The sequence below is a fragment of the Polaromonas sp. genome (assembly GCF_029945925.1).
Taxonomy (GTDB): Bacteria; Pseudomonadota; Gammaproteobacteria; order Burkholderiales; family Burkholderiaceae_C; genus Polaromonas.
This window is the reverse complement of the sequence record NZ_JAQSDN010000035.1, coordinates 178,788-194,047: the sequence shown is the minus strand read 5'-3', so window position 1 is coordinate 194,047 and position 15,260 is coordinate 178,788. Positions and strand designations below refer to the sequence as shown.

The 15,260-nt window shown below is 53.3% G+C and carries 11 protein-coding genes; 5 read left to right on the top strand and 6 right to left on the bottom strand.

Annotated elements, in window-relative coordinates:
* The first annotated feature begins 1 nt into the window (after position 1).
* Both PSV40_RS09890 and PSV40_RS09885 read left to right on the top strand, forming a co-directional pair.
* Positions 2–835, top strand: a complete 834-nt coding sequence (locus PSV40_RS09890; protein ID WP_300537062.1) for a dienelactone hydrolase family protein — start codon at positions 2–4, stop codon at positions 833–835.
* Positions 836–1,724: 889 nt separating this feature from the next.
* Positions 1,725–1,982 carry an SWIB/MDM2 domain-containing protein gene (locus PSV40_RS09885; protein WP_056275206.1) on the top strand — a complete coding sequence of 86 codons (258 nt, stop codon included), beginning with the start codon at positions 1,725–1,727 and terminating at the stop codon, positions 1,980–1,982.
* Between the two features lie 245 nt (positions 1,983–2,227).
* On the opposite strand, the gene PSV40_RS09880 is transcribed toward PSV40_RS09885, so the two are convergent.
* Entirely contained in the window at positions 2,228–2,710 is a 483-nt protein-coding gene (locus tag PSV40_RS09880; protein ID WP_300536969.1) for a GreA/GreB family elongation factor, read from the bottom strand.
* 479 nt (positions 2,711–3,189) lie between these two features.
* Here PSV40_RS09880 and PSV40_RS09875 point away from each other — a divergent pair, with 479 nt between their 5' ends.
* Positions 3,190–3,375 (top strand): hypothetical protein, encoded by a 186-nt coding sequence (locus tag PSV40_RS09875; RefSeq protein ID WP_300536967.1) that lies wholly within the window; start codon positions 3,190–3,192, stop codon positions 3,373–3,375.
* 186 nt (positions 3,376–3,561) lie between these two features.
* On the opposite strand, the gene PSV40_RS09870 is transcribed toward PSV40_RS09875, so the two are convergent.
* From PSV40_RS09870 to PSV40_RS09855, 4 genes are all read right to left on the bottom strand, one after another.
* A complete protein-coding gene (locus tag PSV40_RS09870) occupies positions 3,562–4,320 on the bottom strand; it encodes a hypothetical protein (protein WP_300536965.1) in 759 nt (252 codons plus the stop codon).
* Positions 4,317–6,140 carry a hypothetical protein gene (locus tag PSV40_RS09865; RefSeq protein ID WP_300536963.1) on the bottom strand — a complete coding sequence of 608 codons (1,824 nt, stop codon included), beginning with the start codon at positions 6,138–6,140 and terminating at the stop codon, positions 4,317–4,319. The genes PSV40_RS09870 and PSV40_RS09865 overlap by 4 nt, the downstream gene beginning before the upstream one ends.
* A 211-nt stretch (positions 6,141–6,351) precedes the next feature.
* On the bottom strand, positions 6,352–6,489 hold the full coding sequence (locus tag PSV40_RS09860) for a hypothetical protein (RefSeq protein ID WP_300536961.1): 138 nt from the start codon (positions 6,487–6,489) through the stop codon (positions 6,352–6,354).
* A 32-nt stretch (positions 6,490–6,521) separates the two neighbouring features.
* On the bottom strand, positions 6,522–7,430 hold the full coding sequence (locus tag PSV40_RS09855) for a WYL domain-containing protein (RefSeq protein ID WP_300536959.1): 909 nt from the start codon (positions 7,428–7,430) through the stop codon (positions 6,522–6,524).
* Between the two features lie 633 nt (positions 7,431–8,063).
* On the opposite strand from PSV40_RS09855, the gene PSV40_RS09850 reads away from it, so the two are divergent.
* Both PSV40_RS09850 and PSV40_RS09845 read left to right on the top strand, forming a co-directional pair.
* Positions 8,064–8,348 (top strand): hypothetical protein, encoded by a 285-nt coding sequence (locus tag PSV40_RS09850; protein ID WP_366914995.1) that lies wholly within the window; start codon positions 8,064–8,066, stop codon positions 8,346–8,348.
* A 95-nt stretch (positions 8,349–8,443) separates the two neighbouring features.
* A complete protein-coding gene (locus PSV40_RS09845; RefSeq protein WP_300536957.1) occupies positions 8,444–9,643 on the top strand; it encodes a hypothetical protein in 1,200 nt (399 codons plus the stop codon).
* Between the two features lie 13 nt (positions 9,644–9,656).
* Here the strand turns inward: PSV40_RS09845 and PSV40_RS09840 are convergent, their stop codons facing one another.
* Positions 9,657–15,074 (bottom strand): hypothetical protein, encoded by a 5,418-nt coding sequence (locus PSV40_RS09840; RefSeq protein WP_300536955.1) that lies wholly within the window; start codon positions 15,072–15,074, stop codon positions 9,657–9,659.
* Between the last annotated feature and the right edge of the window lie 186 nt (positions 15,075–15,260).

Here is a 15,260-nt window from a genome sequence, read left to right as displayed (position 1 = left end):
CATGAAAGAGGACGATGCTCTTGAAGACTTTGCCCGCCGCGAGATTACGCTCAATGGTATTTCCAAGATCGTGTATGTCAGCGGAAATGGTGCTTCGGGACCGGCTGTAATCGTCATGCCGGAGTTGCCTGGTATCAGCCCACACGTTGCCCGCTTCAGCCGGTGGGTCCGCGATGCCGGTTTTACCGTCTACATGCCGTCTCTCTTTGGGCGCGACGGTGCGATACCGAGTGCTGAAGAGGGCGCGGCAATCTTCCAGAAAGTCTGCGTGAGCGCTGAGTTTCGCGCTTTTGCCGCCAATCAATCAAGCCCAGTTACGCAGTGGCTCAGAGCTCTGGCGCGTTTGGCGCACCAAGAGTGCGGCGGTCCGGGTGTCGGCGCCATTGGCATGTGTTTAACAGGAAATTTCGCCCTTTCGATGATGCTTGAGCCCGCGATGCTGGCAGCGGTAATGTCCCAGCCTTCACTGCCGTTCAATGATCCGGCTGGTCTGGAGATCGCACCACAAGAACTCGCGGCCGTTCGTGAACGGCTTGAGCGGGAGGATCTCACGGTGTTGGCCTACCGATTCGAAGGTGACAAGTTCTGTCGCGCACAGCGCTTTGAGGCCTATGCTCAGGCTCTTGGCGACCGGTTTAAAGGTCGTGTGCTGCCCGACAATGCTGCTAACTCTGATGTCCCAGCGTTTTTTGCAAAGCACGTCACAACTCCCCATAGCGTTGTGACAGTCCATCTAATCGATGAAGCAGGCCAGCCTACCGTCGCCGCTCGCGACGAAATTCTGTCGTTCTTTGTTCAGCGCCTTGCGAGCGAAACCACTGATCTCGTTCGTTAACTTACTCACTACTGCCCGGTTAATTTGGCCATGGCAAGCATTGGCGCGGGTTTTCGGTCGATCTCATTTGGTGTCGATTTGAATCTTGATGTCTTGCTTCGCTTTTGCGGTGCGCGCTCCAAGCGTCGACGGGCTAACGCGCCCTCCTGCCGCAGCATCCGGTACATCGTGGACTCGGAAGCCACATTGACTTGCTAGTCAGCCAGGCGCGGCACGATTTGACTGGAGGCAGGTCCTTGAACGTCTCGCTGTTGAGTGTCGCCATCACGGCCTGGCGTCCGCTTCGTACAGCTTGTTCGGTGGGCGCACGTAGCGTCGCCTGCCTAAGTTTCGCTGATTGACCCTCAGGGGCATGCGCACAAGTTCCTGAACTTGAGCACTGCTGAGTGGTTCGCCGTGTCGAAATTGTCGACCGAACTGCGGGGGGGAGTTAGGGAAATGGGCCTAGTTGGTAGCGCTACTGGCTCCGATCATGCGACGTGACAGCGCAGACTTTCGTTGAATCAGAAATTCACTCGGCAACTCCGGGTAATCGGTGCGCACCGCCTTTCGCACCGAATCTCGTTGCTGTAGCGCTACGCGCCAAGCGTTCACGCGCGGGGTTGCGTGGCTGCGGTGGGGCAAGCAATTTTGAAAGTCCAAAGACAGCAGTCAGTCTGAAACAGACGGTCGGCTAGTGTTGCACTGACGGCCGCTTCTGGCCGCATTGAGCAATGGTGACTCCCTCTGAACTGGGCCCGTTACGGTCCTTGGATTTTGCGAAAAGCAGTCATCGAAAACGCTGCCACTCTGGGCAACAAGATTCCGGACCCCGTATTCTCGGTACCAGGTGGTTACAGAGGGATTGGAAGCGCACCCTAGAATGGTGGTTTCAAATGATGAGCCTCAGATGACCACTGCCAAGAAGCAAACAGCATTCAACCGCGCCCTCACTCCCAGCGCCGAGCTGGCCGCTGTGATCGGTGCAACGCCTCAACCCCGCACAGAAGTGGTAAAGCTCATGTGGGAGTACATCAAGGCCAATAACCTGCAGAACCCGAAGAACAAGCGAAACATCTTGGCTGACGCCAAGCTCAAGGCCGTCTTCGGAAAGGATGAAGTCACCATGTTCGAGATGACCGGGCTGGTGGGCAAGCACCTGAGCTAACTGGAGACCACGAGGCCTCAGCAAACATCGATACCGGGAGCGCTTCGCGCGTTCCGGGCACGCCGAGCGTGGGGGCAGCTCGCACTTCCATCGCCAGGGATCAGACTCGAATTACAAACGGGCATCTACCGCCTGCCAGCGACTGCCATGTCTTCAGGCAACGTCCGCTAGTGGCCGACAGCAGAAGTCTAGCCTCCGGGCACGTGTGCTGACCTCGGCCAATTCGGCGTGGGCTTGCTTGCGGCTTAATGAACCCGCCGCACCTCAAACTGCTGTCGGATTGGAACGACCTGTATCCACACCTCATCACCCTCGCATTTACCCAGCATGGCCCTGCCCAACGGGGCTTCGCAGCTGATGACCTGAACGAGCTGAGCGCCGCTGACCAACTTCATGCTGCCCCCATCCGGGCCGAGAAAGAGCTGTTGCTGCTGGTCGTCGGCATCGACCAGGCAGACCAGCGCGCCGAGCTCTATACCTTTACTGGCGTCGTAGGGACGCGGGCGGAATTGGCGCCAATGGGCCATCGCCTGGCGGATGCCTTCGGCGCGACGAGCTTGGCCGGTGGCCAGGTAGGCGGCTTCGAGCCCCAAGGTGTCGTGCTTGTTTTCGGCGATGTTTTCTTCGTGAGTCGCCGTTTCATGGGCAGCCCTTGCTGCCTGTTCGGCTTGCAGCAGGTCTTCGGCGAGCCGTTCCAGCACCTGCTGCTGCAGCAAGAATTTATCCATGATGAAAGGTAGGCATCTCGAAAAAGCGGGGGGGGCAGGTCTTGATTATGAAGGGCTCCAGCAGCCTTAGACGCTTCTGTTGGCTGCAGGTTAACTTCAGCTACGCGTTGAATCATTTAGCGCTCATGGTGCAAATTGGTTTAGCGTTGGCCGAAACGCTCATTGTTCGATAGCTGATCGTTCATCGATTTGTGCGTACCTGCTTCTTGCGATGCGCTCTTGACTCGCACTGAATCCGTTATGCGCATGCCGCTGATGTCTGCTTTCGCCCGAACTGAGCGGCATCGGCGACCGTCCGGTCTTGGTCGAAAGCAGTCGTAGCGGCTGGCTATCGATAAGTACATATTGTCGTTAGTCAGCTTTGACAGGTTTCGGCCAGAAGCAGCCGTCGACGCGACCCCAAGTGACTGTCCGCTACAGACTGTTACCGGTCATACAAATTTCCAGAGAGCGGTCATTCAAAACCAGTGAATTCGCTCTTGAATGCTGCGCTCAGTAGCACCCTTCTGCAAAAAAACGATGCCCTCGCACCACGCAAGTTCATTGATCTGAAAGCAGCCAACACGAGCCAGATCGTCCGGTTCCCGCTGGAGCAATTCTCCCTGGTGTACGGTCTCGAGCGCAACGTCAAGATCTGGATGCCGACGCTCTTTGCTGATCTATAGGGTGGGTTGTCTTCCTGTCAAAGTACAACCGTCACACGCATCAACCAGCGCACCGCTTCAGTCGAAGCGAGGATGGCCCCGGCCTGGCGGGCCCCGTACAGCATGCTCCATGTAATGGATATATGACGATCTATCGACAATCATCAAGTACGGTACTGGCCGGACCTTTACGTTTAACTACCTAAGTTAAGTCAATGAAAATATCGCGGCAGAAACAATAAGCGAAAGGGTGCTGAGGGCGAGTGAAAGTTTCCCTAATTGAACTTTTCTAATGAGCTCTTGAATCATGTCGCTCTGCTCTTTATCCAGTTGATCTTTTTGTTTGACGAAATCAAACAGAAGCTGGATCGCTTTTTCATGTCTGTCATCAACTGTATTGTTATGCTCGAGTAACGACTGCAATTGCTCCAAACGTCGCGTTTGGTCTACATCAATTTGATCCTTTTGGTTTAGCCTCGCTTGTAGTTCTGCGTGCCTCTCTTCATCGGCCAATTGCTTGCTAACAAAATCTTCTGCCTCGTCCAAAATAAGTTGGACAAATTCTTTGGATTCACCGGCAAGTTGTTGAATATTGCCATGGGCATCTGTGAATCCCGTCACCATAAGGTGAGCCATAGTCCTATGCATTACCTGCGCAAATTGTATTGAAGAGCAGGTGAACTTGATCGACTCTTGAATTAAGTCGTTCATCTCTGCTAAAGATGCATTAGTCATGACTAGCGCATCCGCAGTGGCATCAATCTTCTTGTCTGTGTTACCCACTCGCCACCAGTCAGTTTCAATAGCCGCTGCCTTATTAGCAGCGGCTTCTGCTCTTCGTATGCTTTGTTCGCGTTCCTTGATTTTCTGAAGAATTGATATCGCGCTCTTTTCTGCAATTGCGTGAAGTTCACTTGGATCAATGTCCGAGCGAATAATTTCCTGTGTGAAAACCGACTCGGTCATGTCAATCCACCTATTGCATTGCGCTTCATGCGCAGTTTATCGACAGCTTTGGTGAAACTGTCCACTGCCTTGAGAGTTTCTTGATTGATATCCTCCAGCACTTGCTTCGTTTGGATGCAAAGTTTGGCCCCTTCTGCAATGCTGGTGTGTAAAACGTAATACGCATCATCCAGCACCAACCATGTCTGGCTAATTTTGTACTGAACCACGACGCCACTTTGCGCTACAAGTTGAATTTGTAGCTTGTCTTTTTTCGACGCATTTCGCGCCTTGTCCATGAAATAGAGCGCTACCGTTGTCAGTAGTCCACCAGCCAATGCGGAAAGTGTCGCAGCCAGAATGTCACTCACTGTACGAGGCTCTTGACCAGGAAATGGAACAGGGAACAGCATGAGCGGCTGCAATCCTGGAACCGCTTCCAAAAGCTTCTCAATTGCAGCGTTCAATCCCAGAGAGGCCGCGCCGATGAGTCCCGCCGTTAAAATTTTGAGTGCCTGATAGTTCACCTCTCCTCTGTCCATCCCTTCAGGAGGTGAAGCGAGAATTTTTACTGCCTGGCAAAGTGAGACGAAACCTGCGCGGATGATAGATACTACCTTCTTTAGAGTGGTGAAAAATAGATTAATGACGAATACGACGATATTGGACAGGAACGCGGTGAGTCCCGCTTCAAGGCTTCCCGTCAAAATGTCCTTCCATTTGGCCTTGAGTTCCGTGAGCAGGGCCTCAGTACGAGTTTGAAATCGGACACCAATCTCTTTGAGAGACTCACTGCCGCGCTGCCGGAAAGTGATGTGAACCTCTTCAAAAACTGCTTGTGTAAGATCTCGCAAAATAGCGCCAAGCGCATGATAGGCGGCCATTTTTGCAGCATCCGCACCGCCTGTTGCCAAAAGCTCTTTGCTGTGTTTTTTTACGGCGGCAACCGTTACTTCAAGCTCAATGCTTTTTCGTGCATCGGCATCTATCTTGAGTGCCTTGTCGCGGTCAATGCCAAATCTTTCGGCACTTGTTTCTCCTGACTTGCTTTTTTTATCAAGCCACGACTCCATTTGAGCGCCACCTTTTGATTGATTAGCGCTTGCCTCAGTGTAGGTAGTATTTTTTTCACTCGTCGCCATCTTCGCACGCTCTTCCGGAGAGCGGTACAGATGATGTTCAGCTTTAGATTCAATCTCTTTTGCCGAAACGACATGATCTATATGCGCACGACCATCCTTTGGCAGAGGCTTTCCAGTGTAGCCATCAACAATCATTTCTTTAGTTTGGAAATCCTTTTTGCGCCTTTCGGTAAATCCTTCATCGTAGCCAACATCTTTTCTGACGTCCTTCCACTCTCTGCTGCCATCATTATTCGCAGTCCAGGCCTCATGTCGGTTCTTGTCCGCATCTGTCGACGTGATGCCCTTCTTGAAATTGTGAGGAGTAGTCGAACTACCCCCATCCTTGGCGGCAATAAACATTGACGCCATGCCAAACTGCCCAGTGATTGACTCTATGACTGTGTTTTTGCACAAAACAAGAAGCTGCTCGGTATCCTTCTCAGAATACTTATCATGGAGTGACTCAAGCTCCCTAAGGGCATCTTCGAGCTGCTCATTGACTTGGATTTTGATGGACTCGGATGCCGATGTCCCTTTCAGTTCACTCAAGATGAACGAATAATCTTGAGTGATAGTCTCACTATCGTTGGTAACGTATTCAACATTGACACCAGCATCTTGAGTATTAGGTTTTAACGCGGTATCTGCCGATGCATCCGAGGTTGGATTATTTGCCTCCGGTTGGTTATTCATTTCTGGGTTGGTATTTTGATTCATTTTGTTTGTCATAAGTCGGTACCTCGCAGCGGCCACCAACATCAGGCGCAAAAATCACATCGCTGCGCTGCACGCTGATATGGTTCCAGCCACAGGCTGCAGGGCACTTTGTGAAACGGAAACTTGGAGCTACTGCCACGGCAGCATTGGGTGATGGTGTGACAGCGTTTTTATTCTCAAGCCTTTGTTGCAGCCCAGAGTGATGCGTTGGCTAGGTGTTTCTCCTAGTCGTTCCGCTATCGCGTTTGATCTTGTTTATATACGCGCCCAGGCCTGCAGTGGTCAATGCGCCGACCACAAAACAGATTGCAAAAGCCGCCAGGCTTTCAAGGGGGTGGGTGTTGCCCATAGTGATCTCCTTCAGGGGTGGTTAAAAAAAGGCTACGCGTTCAGGTAACTTCGGATTTCGATTTCCATCTCCGCCTGCAGTCCCTCGGGGCTGATGATGCGGATGCACGGTATCCACTGGCGCACGGTAGGCAGTATCTGGTTCACATGGGCCACTTTGGCAGAGACGATCATGCCTCCGTCTTCGAGTTCTTTTTCTATGACCTGGTTGGCCACGAGTTTGCGTCGCCGAAAAAAACTGGCTGCGGTACCGGTTATTTTCAGCACCACTTCGAGCTTCTTTTCGTTGAGCCAGATGCCGTCTTCGGAATTGAGGGTGGCGTGCACAGCGAGGTCAGGAGTGAATATGGTGGTGGTCACTTGGAGCCGGTCAATCTTGACCAGGGAGAAGGCCTTGAGACGCCCGCCGTCTTTGGCGGCCAGGTACCAGATGCCATCGTGGTTGACCAGCTTGTAGGGTTCCACTTGCAGGTAAGACTTCAGGCCGCCGGCCTTTTCGTAGGTGTAGGCAATTTGGCTGTGGGTGCGGATGGCAGCCTCCAGTTGCCCGAAGAGGATGTGCTGGCTGCCGCTGAGTTCCTCGTACTGCAAGCCTTTGACCAGCAGTGCACTTTGCACGCGGGTGTCGATCAGTTCGCGCAAAAAGTCGTCGGTGAGTGATGGGTACAAGCCCCGCACCCCGGCCAGGCTGGCAAAACGCTCCACGTCCCGAAAATTGAGTTTGCCCAGAAGCGCAGGGGGCATTTGGTAGCGCCCGTCCACCTTGTGCAGGTTCAAAAAGGCAAAGCGTTCGTTCAGGTCGCGCTGGATGGCACGCAGGTTCACGCCAAACTCGTCAGCCAGGACCTTGGGGTCGAGCTTGTCGCCTTGATTGAGCTTTTTGAGTATCTGCACCAGGCGGTGGCCGTAGCTGCTTTTGTCGGTGGCGGTGTCTGCGGACATGAGTGCTCGTGTTGAAGTGATGCCTGCAATTTAGTGCATCGAAGCGTCAAGCTGTGTCGTTTTTTACTCATTCATCAAGAACGTCACCTATTATTGGCGTGCAAGGCCATGGCGGCAGGAGCCTTACGCTTGGTCGTCCCCAACTCCTGCATTGCCAGCCGAACGCACATGATATTCATAAGCGACTCAGCGGTCATGCTCATTTGGCGTCCCTTGCCCCATAGAGGAGGCCACCAGCACCCACGTGCGGCGCGCAGCGGTAACCCACTGGACTAGGCGCATGAATGGCGGCTATCGCTGCAAAGCAGCCACCGGGATGTGCCAGCAGTAGGACTGCATTGGGCCCTTTGCGGTAGTTGCATTTTCTCCGAAGCGGACACTCGATTGTCAACACTAGCGAGGAGGTCAGCGTTTGCCGGAATGGTGGTTAATGATTAACAGCATCTGCACTCTACAAAGACTCAACCCAAAAAGGAGAAAACCAAGAACTTATCCACATCGTGAGCAGCTTCTGCTCACAAAGAGTGTGGGTCATAATTCGATGGAAAACTGCTTGAAATCCCGAAGATGTGATTTGTCGCCCGGCTCGACTGAGCCAAACTTGCTCAAAACCTTGGCCCTTTCGGACGGGCGCTGGACGCCACACCGGTACGCGCGCGCCAGACCGAAGCCCTGCTGGAAGGCCGCGCACTCGACCTGTCCACCGTGACCCAGGCCGTGGCGAGTCTGCGCGAGATCGACCCGCTGCCCGACCTGACCAACACCCCCGACACCAAACGGCATCTGGCCGGCGTTTTGCTGCAGCGCATGTTGCCCACTGGTCCAGTCGTAGGAGGAAGCGATATCTCGACAGATCGCGCGGGTATCGGGGTGCACAGCGCCGGTCAGCAGCACCGGACAGTGGGAGCCTCGGTTTGACTTGCAAGCAGCCCGCCGGCAAAACGTGGACTCATTTTGAGTTTTCAGATAGGTTTATTAGAGAAGCAATCTTGCTTTTCAAAGAGGAATCTGAAGTGACCACTCACATAACAGCTGAACAATCCGGCAGAAACGAAGGAAGTAATCAAACGGAAGTTGTTTACGCCTTCACAGGTGCCGACCTTGATTCTGCTTTTCTAAACGAAAACCAAGTCCACGAGCATGGAGTGAATTTTTCAGACGGGAAAAATTTGAATGCAATCGAGCAGGTTCTGACAGTGAAAGGAGGAAGGAGTGCCGGTCTCGATAATTCGATGATGCTAGCGTTAGGAGCAAAATTTGAGAGCAAGTTGACGCAGTCAGAGTTGGCCTCATGGATGGAATTGCCGAAGAATATTTTCGATAAAAAAGCCGCTTCGGAGATGATGCAAGCCATTCAGACTACGTGCTTGTCAATTTGCCCCAACATCCGATCCTTAATCAAGGTGACCACTCATATGGAATTCGGTGACGACTGGGGGAAACTTTGGGCGGTCCTTGACTTGAGCAGAGTGCCAAAGAATGAACTCCCACTTATAAAGGCGACAGCGCTTGCTGTCTCCTTCGAAATGTTCAATCCGACAGACCGTGAAAAGGCAAGCCACTTGGACTTGACCGACTCATTTCCGGTCCCAGCAGATTTGGAATCAAAAGACGGGCACTCTCAGCACGACGTCGAACCAAAAGAAGTCGCTGACCAAAGATTGGCAATGCCTCAGCATCTGCAAGTAGTGGTGGATCTGGTGGATAAAAGCGAAAGACCGGAGCAGCGTGCCGCTGCACTTGAGAAGATCATGCTAGAAGGGCGCTCCCTCAGTCGATCCATGAGCAAGTCAACTGAAATTAAAAGCGTGGAGCTGAAGCTTGGTAACGAATGTCTAGTACATCAAGCGGGAATGCCCACTTGGAGGCCGTCTGTCCCGTTCGTAAAGGACTTAGACCCGCAGCATGCGTATTTGTGTAGCATCGATCTTCGGAAAAAGCGAATTGAGCTAGCGCTTGAAGCGGAAAAGGGACGTGTCATCAAAGTTAGCTATATGGATCAAGCTCTTTATGAGGCCATCCACGACACCTATATGTATGCCCATACTGTTCGGAGAAATAATCTTCGAAGCGATCCGGCTTTTGACTTCGATACTGGATTCCCTCGGGTCGTTGTTGAGATTAATTCGGTGGAAAAGGACGATTGCTTCACATACCGATTGCTCAAGATCAAACCGTGCGGAACCGAGGATTCTGGCGCTTCATCTCGATAGCACCCAGATGTTTCTATATTCCTAGATTCAGGGCAATCCAAAGAAGAATAAGCTCGGCGCGATCACCCACTGGCGCAATGCCAGGCGCCGGTACAACAGCGATTCGATCGGTCGCGTTGTAAAAGTGCAGGCCACTTTTGGTGGGGTACCTTCCCACTTCAACCTGAAAACGCTTCTCTTCATCAGGGTGGTCAGAGCGATGCTTCGACTTCTGCACGTTCTCCTTGGTACTAGGAATGTGGGTAGAGAGAAGCTTCCACTTGCGCTCGTTCGCTAAAAGTCCCGTGGTGTACGCTCTAGTTTTTGGTTTGTAAAAATTCAGGAACGACTCGTTCCACTGCAAGCTGGCCAGCATGCTGGACAAAAGTTCAAAGTGTTCGGGAAGCCAAAGAAGAATTTGCCTGGCGTCTGCAATTTGCCACATCGCCTCCCTGCCTGCTGGTTGCGGCAGTGAACAGCCATGAAGCATTTTTCCAAGCGCGTTCCATCTCGCCGAGGTAGGAACAGAAACCAGTCGGGCTAGTTGCGGCTTACCAGGGTTCAACCCCAGCATTGGATAAGACGCTCGAAGTGGACTGAGACCTTCGATCAAATATTCAGTATCGGCCTCGTCGAACCCACACAGCCATCCGGCCCGATCAGGCTTGATTTCTCGCGACAACAGTTGGAGGTATCGGACAATGGCCTCCGGCTTCCGAGGCACGGTCTTGGAAGGAAGGAGTGGTGGAACGGGAACAGGATGGTCCATTTGAGACATCGCGAGTTCGTCTAGGTCAAGACACCTTGGCAGCTTGTACTTAGCTGCGATCCTGAATTTCTCCGGCTGCTTTTCGATAACACGATGATTGGCCCAGTCATGTATGAAATGCAGATAGCTACCGAGAGACGTGGCCGGATGCGCATGACCAAGTACCACTGACACCGCCCAAGGTGATCGCCTAGTCGTGCGCGTGACGCCGAGTAACTGCTTGCGAACTGAGTCGGCCCCCCAGAGCCAGTCGGCGCAAAGATGCGGATACTGTGGAAGCAACTCGGGGTGCAGGACCCTGAGCGCTACGTTGCAAGCAAAGGAATGCCGCGCATGATGGAACGTTAGGCCGGCTGAGCCTGTCGCAATGCGCAATACCTCAACAACTCTTCGCCTTGGCCCATCGACGAGCGCAGGTTTCTTCAGATCCTCACTGGAGGGGAACATCGGAGCGGATACGTCGGGAAGGCCAAGACTAGCCCAGTACTCGAACCATCTGCCCACAATTGCATGCTCATGGTCAGTCAAGCTTCCGAGCAATGGAACCTGCCTGCGACCCGCATTGGACTTAGACGCCTTAAATTTACCGCTCACTAAGACGACGACCGCCTGTTTTATCTCGATCCAGTCGTTTCTGGCCATCGAAATCGCTTCCGCACTTCGCAGGCCAAACCGATAGCCAAGCACAAGGAGCATGCCCCCCATCAGCGACTGCCTGTCTAGATGTGCATTCAAAGGGCAAATGGCCAGTAGAGCATGTTGGTACTCAATGGGCAAGATCAGCTCGGCCGACACCATTGAAGAAGTTAAGCCTTCACCTAAAGTCGACCAATCGGGGCTTTCAGCACCATATTCGCGCTCAATAAAATGATGAAATTCGCGCAGCCTCCCCAACAGGCTCAATTCGTCGAGGCGCCGCCCCTCCAGGTCAGGTTCTTGGTTACGTGCGTTCACAGCCACTGGACGAAAAAGAACCCGCTTGTAGAACTCTTCGATCTCCTCTTCACCCGCCTCAAGCAAATTGAGTTCGGAGCCAAAATCGAGGAATCCAGGAGCGATGAGTGATAGGTACTTTTTGATGGATGACGCGCGTAGCCAACCGCCAGCAGCGCCTTTATCAGTCAGGAGCCTGATGATCCATACGGTCAAAAGCTGGATATTGGGGGAAGTCTGCCTGCCTTGTTCAGCATGAAGGCTCTTAACTGTCGCCGCCGCTTTTTCCCGATCGGGACTCTCATTGGCAGTGTCCTTGACGGCCTCTTGGAACACCGTGAGCGCATTGCGAATGCCTGCGAGCATTTCTCGATCGTTTTTGCCACCTTTGATGGTTTGGTTAATTGCCAGAAAACCAAAGCCGCTGCGCGATGACCAGGTTTCACCAGCGCCATCAGCGGGCGTGCCTGCCAGTGCTTCAGCACATACCGGACGTTTGCAAACGACTGCGCGAGCAAGCGCTTGCACGTTCAGTGACCACGACGTGACTTGACCGCGTCTCACGCCAGCGACGATTCCAGGCAGAAGCAGCTGATTTGCCGAGTTGACAATATCCGCAACCTTACGGATGAGCGTTTTGCGATCGGTTATGGAAAATGGAGACAACCCCAGTTCTCGTTCGGCAGCACGGATGAAGCCGAGGATCTTTTCTGGAAGAACTTCGCTTTTATGTTCTTTCCCTTTTGCCTCCATGAGATCAGCAATACAAGGTACAGATCGGGCGGGAACGCAGACCCATGAAAAATGTGAAGAATGGGGTTCTGTTCTATCTGGAGGGCGTGCGACAAAGACGTTTGCGTTTCTTTTGTACAGCTGGAGCTTGCTGCTTTCGCTTGCACTGATCATGCAAAGCAGTGAGTTGTCGCTAACGGAACTATTGAGCGCAATGTCTAGAGCAACGAGCAAGCCTTTAAGCTTAAGTGATCTGTGGCTGGGATGCGTAGTGGCAAATGTTTGAGTGAGCTCTTCACGCAGGCGCTTCAAGGTCCTTTCCGCAGTCATCGTTCCTGCCGGAAATACGGCTCGATCCCGAACCGGCTTCCTCACTCTGAGTCGATCTTGGTGGGGAACGAAAGAGCCTGCCGAAACCCGCAAGCGAAATTCCTCATATGCCTCATACCAGTCCAGCTGATTCGGTCGCGGCGTTTTCTTGGACGTGAAAAGCATTTCAAGGCCAAGCGGTGTCCAGAAATCGGTGGATGACAGAAAGTTGAGTTGCTCATCTGTCAGTAGCTCTGGGAACTTGTCATCAAGTTTTAGACCCTCTGCCCCCTTTACGTTCAAGTGGGCTTTGACCTTGCTGATGAGAAACTCTTCAGCCTCCAAATGCGCACGAGTTTTCACCAGTTCTCGATCTTTCCGCCGTGCTCCTGAACCAAATGAGGCGGCAAGAAAAAAGCGCCGGAAATCACTTGGCAGCGCTGTGGGCGAGAAAGAGGGTGTCCTGAACCTGATGGGCTCGATTTTCAGCAAACCCACGCAGGATTCGAGAGCGGCGAGCCAGCCCGCTTCGTCGTCTACCCAGCACCGTGGCGAGTAGGGTCCATAGGTGTCCGCGCCGGTTTCCGCATGTCCCATCTGCGCTGCGATCAGTTCTTCTTCGCACCCGAGTGTGCGAAGTCGCGTTGCCATGCGGTGGCGAAAGATGTTCCACGGCAGCGACCATGAAAACACCGCGAATTTGCTCAGACCTCTCTCGCTAACCTCAACGATCCGGAGCTTGTTAGTCCTCTTGAGGAGGAAGAACATCGGCGTCAGCGCATTTGCAGTGCCTTGCAAAATTCGGGATATCGCATCCGCCAGCTCGGTGTACTCTTCTGATGAAGCCCCGTGAGATGCTAACTGCGCTTGGAGCCATGCGAGGTAGGGAAGGTAGAGAAACTGCATGAGCTCTACCAAAACCGATGGCAGGGGAACGATGCGTCCCCATCTCCCGTTCTCCTTTAGATCGAACGACTTGTCATCCAAAAAGAGCCGTGCCCCCTCTAGATCAAAGTCGTTTCGGTGTTCAAAGACCGAGTTGACTGGGCGCGCACCAGTTCCGGCTAAAAGCGCGGCGACCATGTAGCCGCTGATGTTGTTATGGGCTTCAATCCAGGCGTCTGGGTGGGCAGGCTCGAGTTCAAGTGCGTCTTTTACCTTTTGTGCCGCGTGAGCGAATTCCGCTTGAAGAAGTGCGTCGATAGGATCGAGTTCGCTCCCCAGTCCATTGGTTTCCGCCAATTCGCCAGGCTGTACATTGATCCCGCATGACAAGCCAGCAATGATGGAGTTGGCTTGTGCTAGCGTCCAGGACGCGTATGAAGCGGCGGCCGGCCTAGCCCAGTCATCTGTAGACAGAAGCATTCTTGCGAAGGTGGAGTCCTCGGTGGCGTTGAATATCAGCTGTTCAGTGGTGTTGGGAAGTAGGCCTTGCGTCACGCGAGCAAGCTCAGGCATTCCCATGCAGAGCCGGTTGAACTCTGCCTGTGGCGTCGATTTCTTGTTCCAGAGGTTACCCAACTGATCGGCGGATGGCTTTTCCCCTGCCGCCGCTCGCAACACTTGGTGCAGATTGGGTTCGAGCGTAAGTACTTGGACATCCGCAAGTGGCCTAAGCCAAGTGACACCATGAATTCCTTCGCGCTCATTTACTTCTGCTGCCCTTGCTCTTAAAGCAGGGCGGTTTGGGTAACGCAATAGCCGACCTCCTTGTAGGTCAAGTACCCAGCGAGAGTCAACAGGTGCCTGGGAGATTGCAATGCTGCACGCTGACTCAATGCTCTTCTGAGTCGCTATGGCCAAGCCCGCAATGACTCCGAGCAAAGAATGTTCCTCCGACGAAATCCACTGCGGTATCAACAATTGCAGATTGTGAATCTCATCAGGGCGGAGTCTATTCCACGCGTTTGGGATGTGATTGCGATCCGCTTGAGACTGCAGATGAAGACCACGTCCAAGACGATAGGAATGGCTTGGCGACGGAGGCGTTACAAAGACAACCGCTTCAAGCGTGTACTCGGCTTCTGGGTCACCTAGCGCCTCGTCGGCAAGTGAAAAGGTGCTCTCTATCGCTTCTGTACCGATGTCTTCATCGCTTACCGCCTTTTCCCAAAAAGTGGAGGTCGCTATGGAGGTCTGGGGCGATGGAGATGCGGTTAAGGGCACCAGCTTTGTCGGTCGACCGGAGGCAACGGCCTCGATGTTGTCAGCGAATTTAGAGGTGGCGGAGGGGGTGTCGAATTCCTTCTCGTTGCTTTCAATGTGGAGCTTGAATCGCCCTGACGCTTCTTTGAGCGAGGCTTCAAATGTACCGAAGTGCTCGTTAGCAGGCGAGACATACCTGATCAATCCCAATCCGTCCCGACTGGAGGTGGGCTCCTCCAATGTCTTCCGGACCTGCTTGCAGGCGTTTAGCAGGTGGGGGGTAGCTTGATATCCGGCAGTTGCCAGCTCCATCGACTTGATCAGCAAATAGAGGCGCAGACTGGCAATGTCTTGACGATCTGAATCGAGGAGGTGTGCCCCCACTTCGGCACAGAGCATCGCCGCGATAGGCGTGCGCGTGACCGCTCCTTCAAAGTTGTCGACGATACGCCCAGCACTAATCTGCCCGCCGTATGGAGGCGCTTTTCGTGCGACGGCATCTGAAAGCTTCAGAAGTTCCTTGGGAAACGCCGGAGCGAATTGCCATGCGTCCAGTATTGCCACCGTCTCGTGTTGCGCTAAAAACGCAAAGCAGCCGGCGAGCAACTCTAGGTCAGGACGTCCGATCGCGTCGTCGAACTTGGAGGCAAGGGTCGTTATTCCTTGTTCGCAAGTCCACGGCGTCAGTACAGAAAGTGAGGAATTTAGGTTCAGAGAAAGGCCCGGTGTCGGGTTTTGGTCGCACCCGGC

Excerpts from the sequence above, each read along its gene's own strand:
- PSV40_RS09880 (WP_300536969.1), bottom strand. The coding sequence starts at position 2,710 with ATGGATAAATTCTTGCTGCAGCAGCAGGTGCTGGAACGGCTCGCCGAA.
- PSV40_RS09885 (WP_056275206.1), top strand. The coding sequence starts at position 1,725 with ATGACCACTGCCAAGAAGCAAACAGCATTCAACCGCGCCCTCACTCCC.
- PSV40_RS09860 (WP_300536961.1), bottom strand. The coding sequence starts at position 6,489 with ATGGGCAACACCCACCCCCTTGAAAGCCTGGCGGCTTTTGCAATCTGT.
- PSV40_RS09855 (WP_300536959.1), bottom strand. The coding sequence starts at position 7,430 with ATGTCCGCAGACACCGCCACCGACAAAAGCAGCTACGGCCACCGCCTG.
- PSV40_RS09870 (WP_300536965.1), bottom strand. The coding sequence starts at position 4,320 with ATGACCGAGTCGGTTTTCACACAGGAAATTATTCGCTCGGACATTGAT.
- PSV40_RS09890 (WP_300537062.1), top strand. The coding sequence starts at position 2 with ATGAAAGAGGACGATGCTCTTGAAGACTTTGCCCGCCGCGAGATTACG.
- PSV40_RS09865 (WP_300536963.1), bottom strand. The coding sequence starts at position 6,140 with ATGAATCAAAATACCAACCCAGAAATGAATAACCAACCGGAGGCAAAT.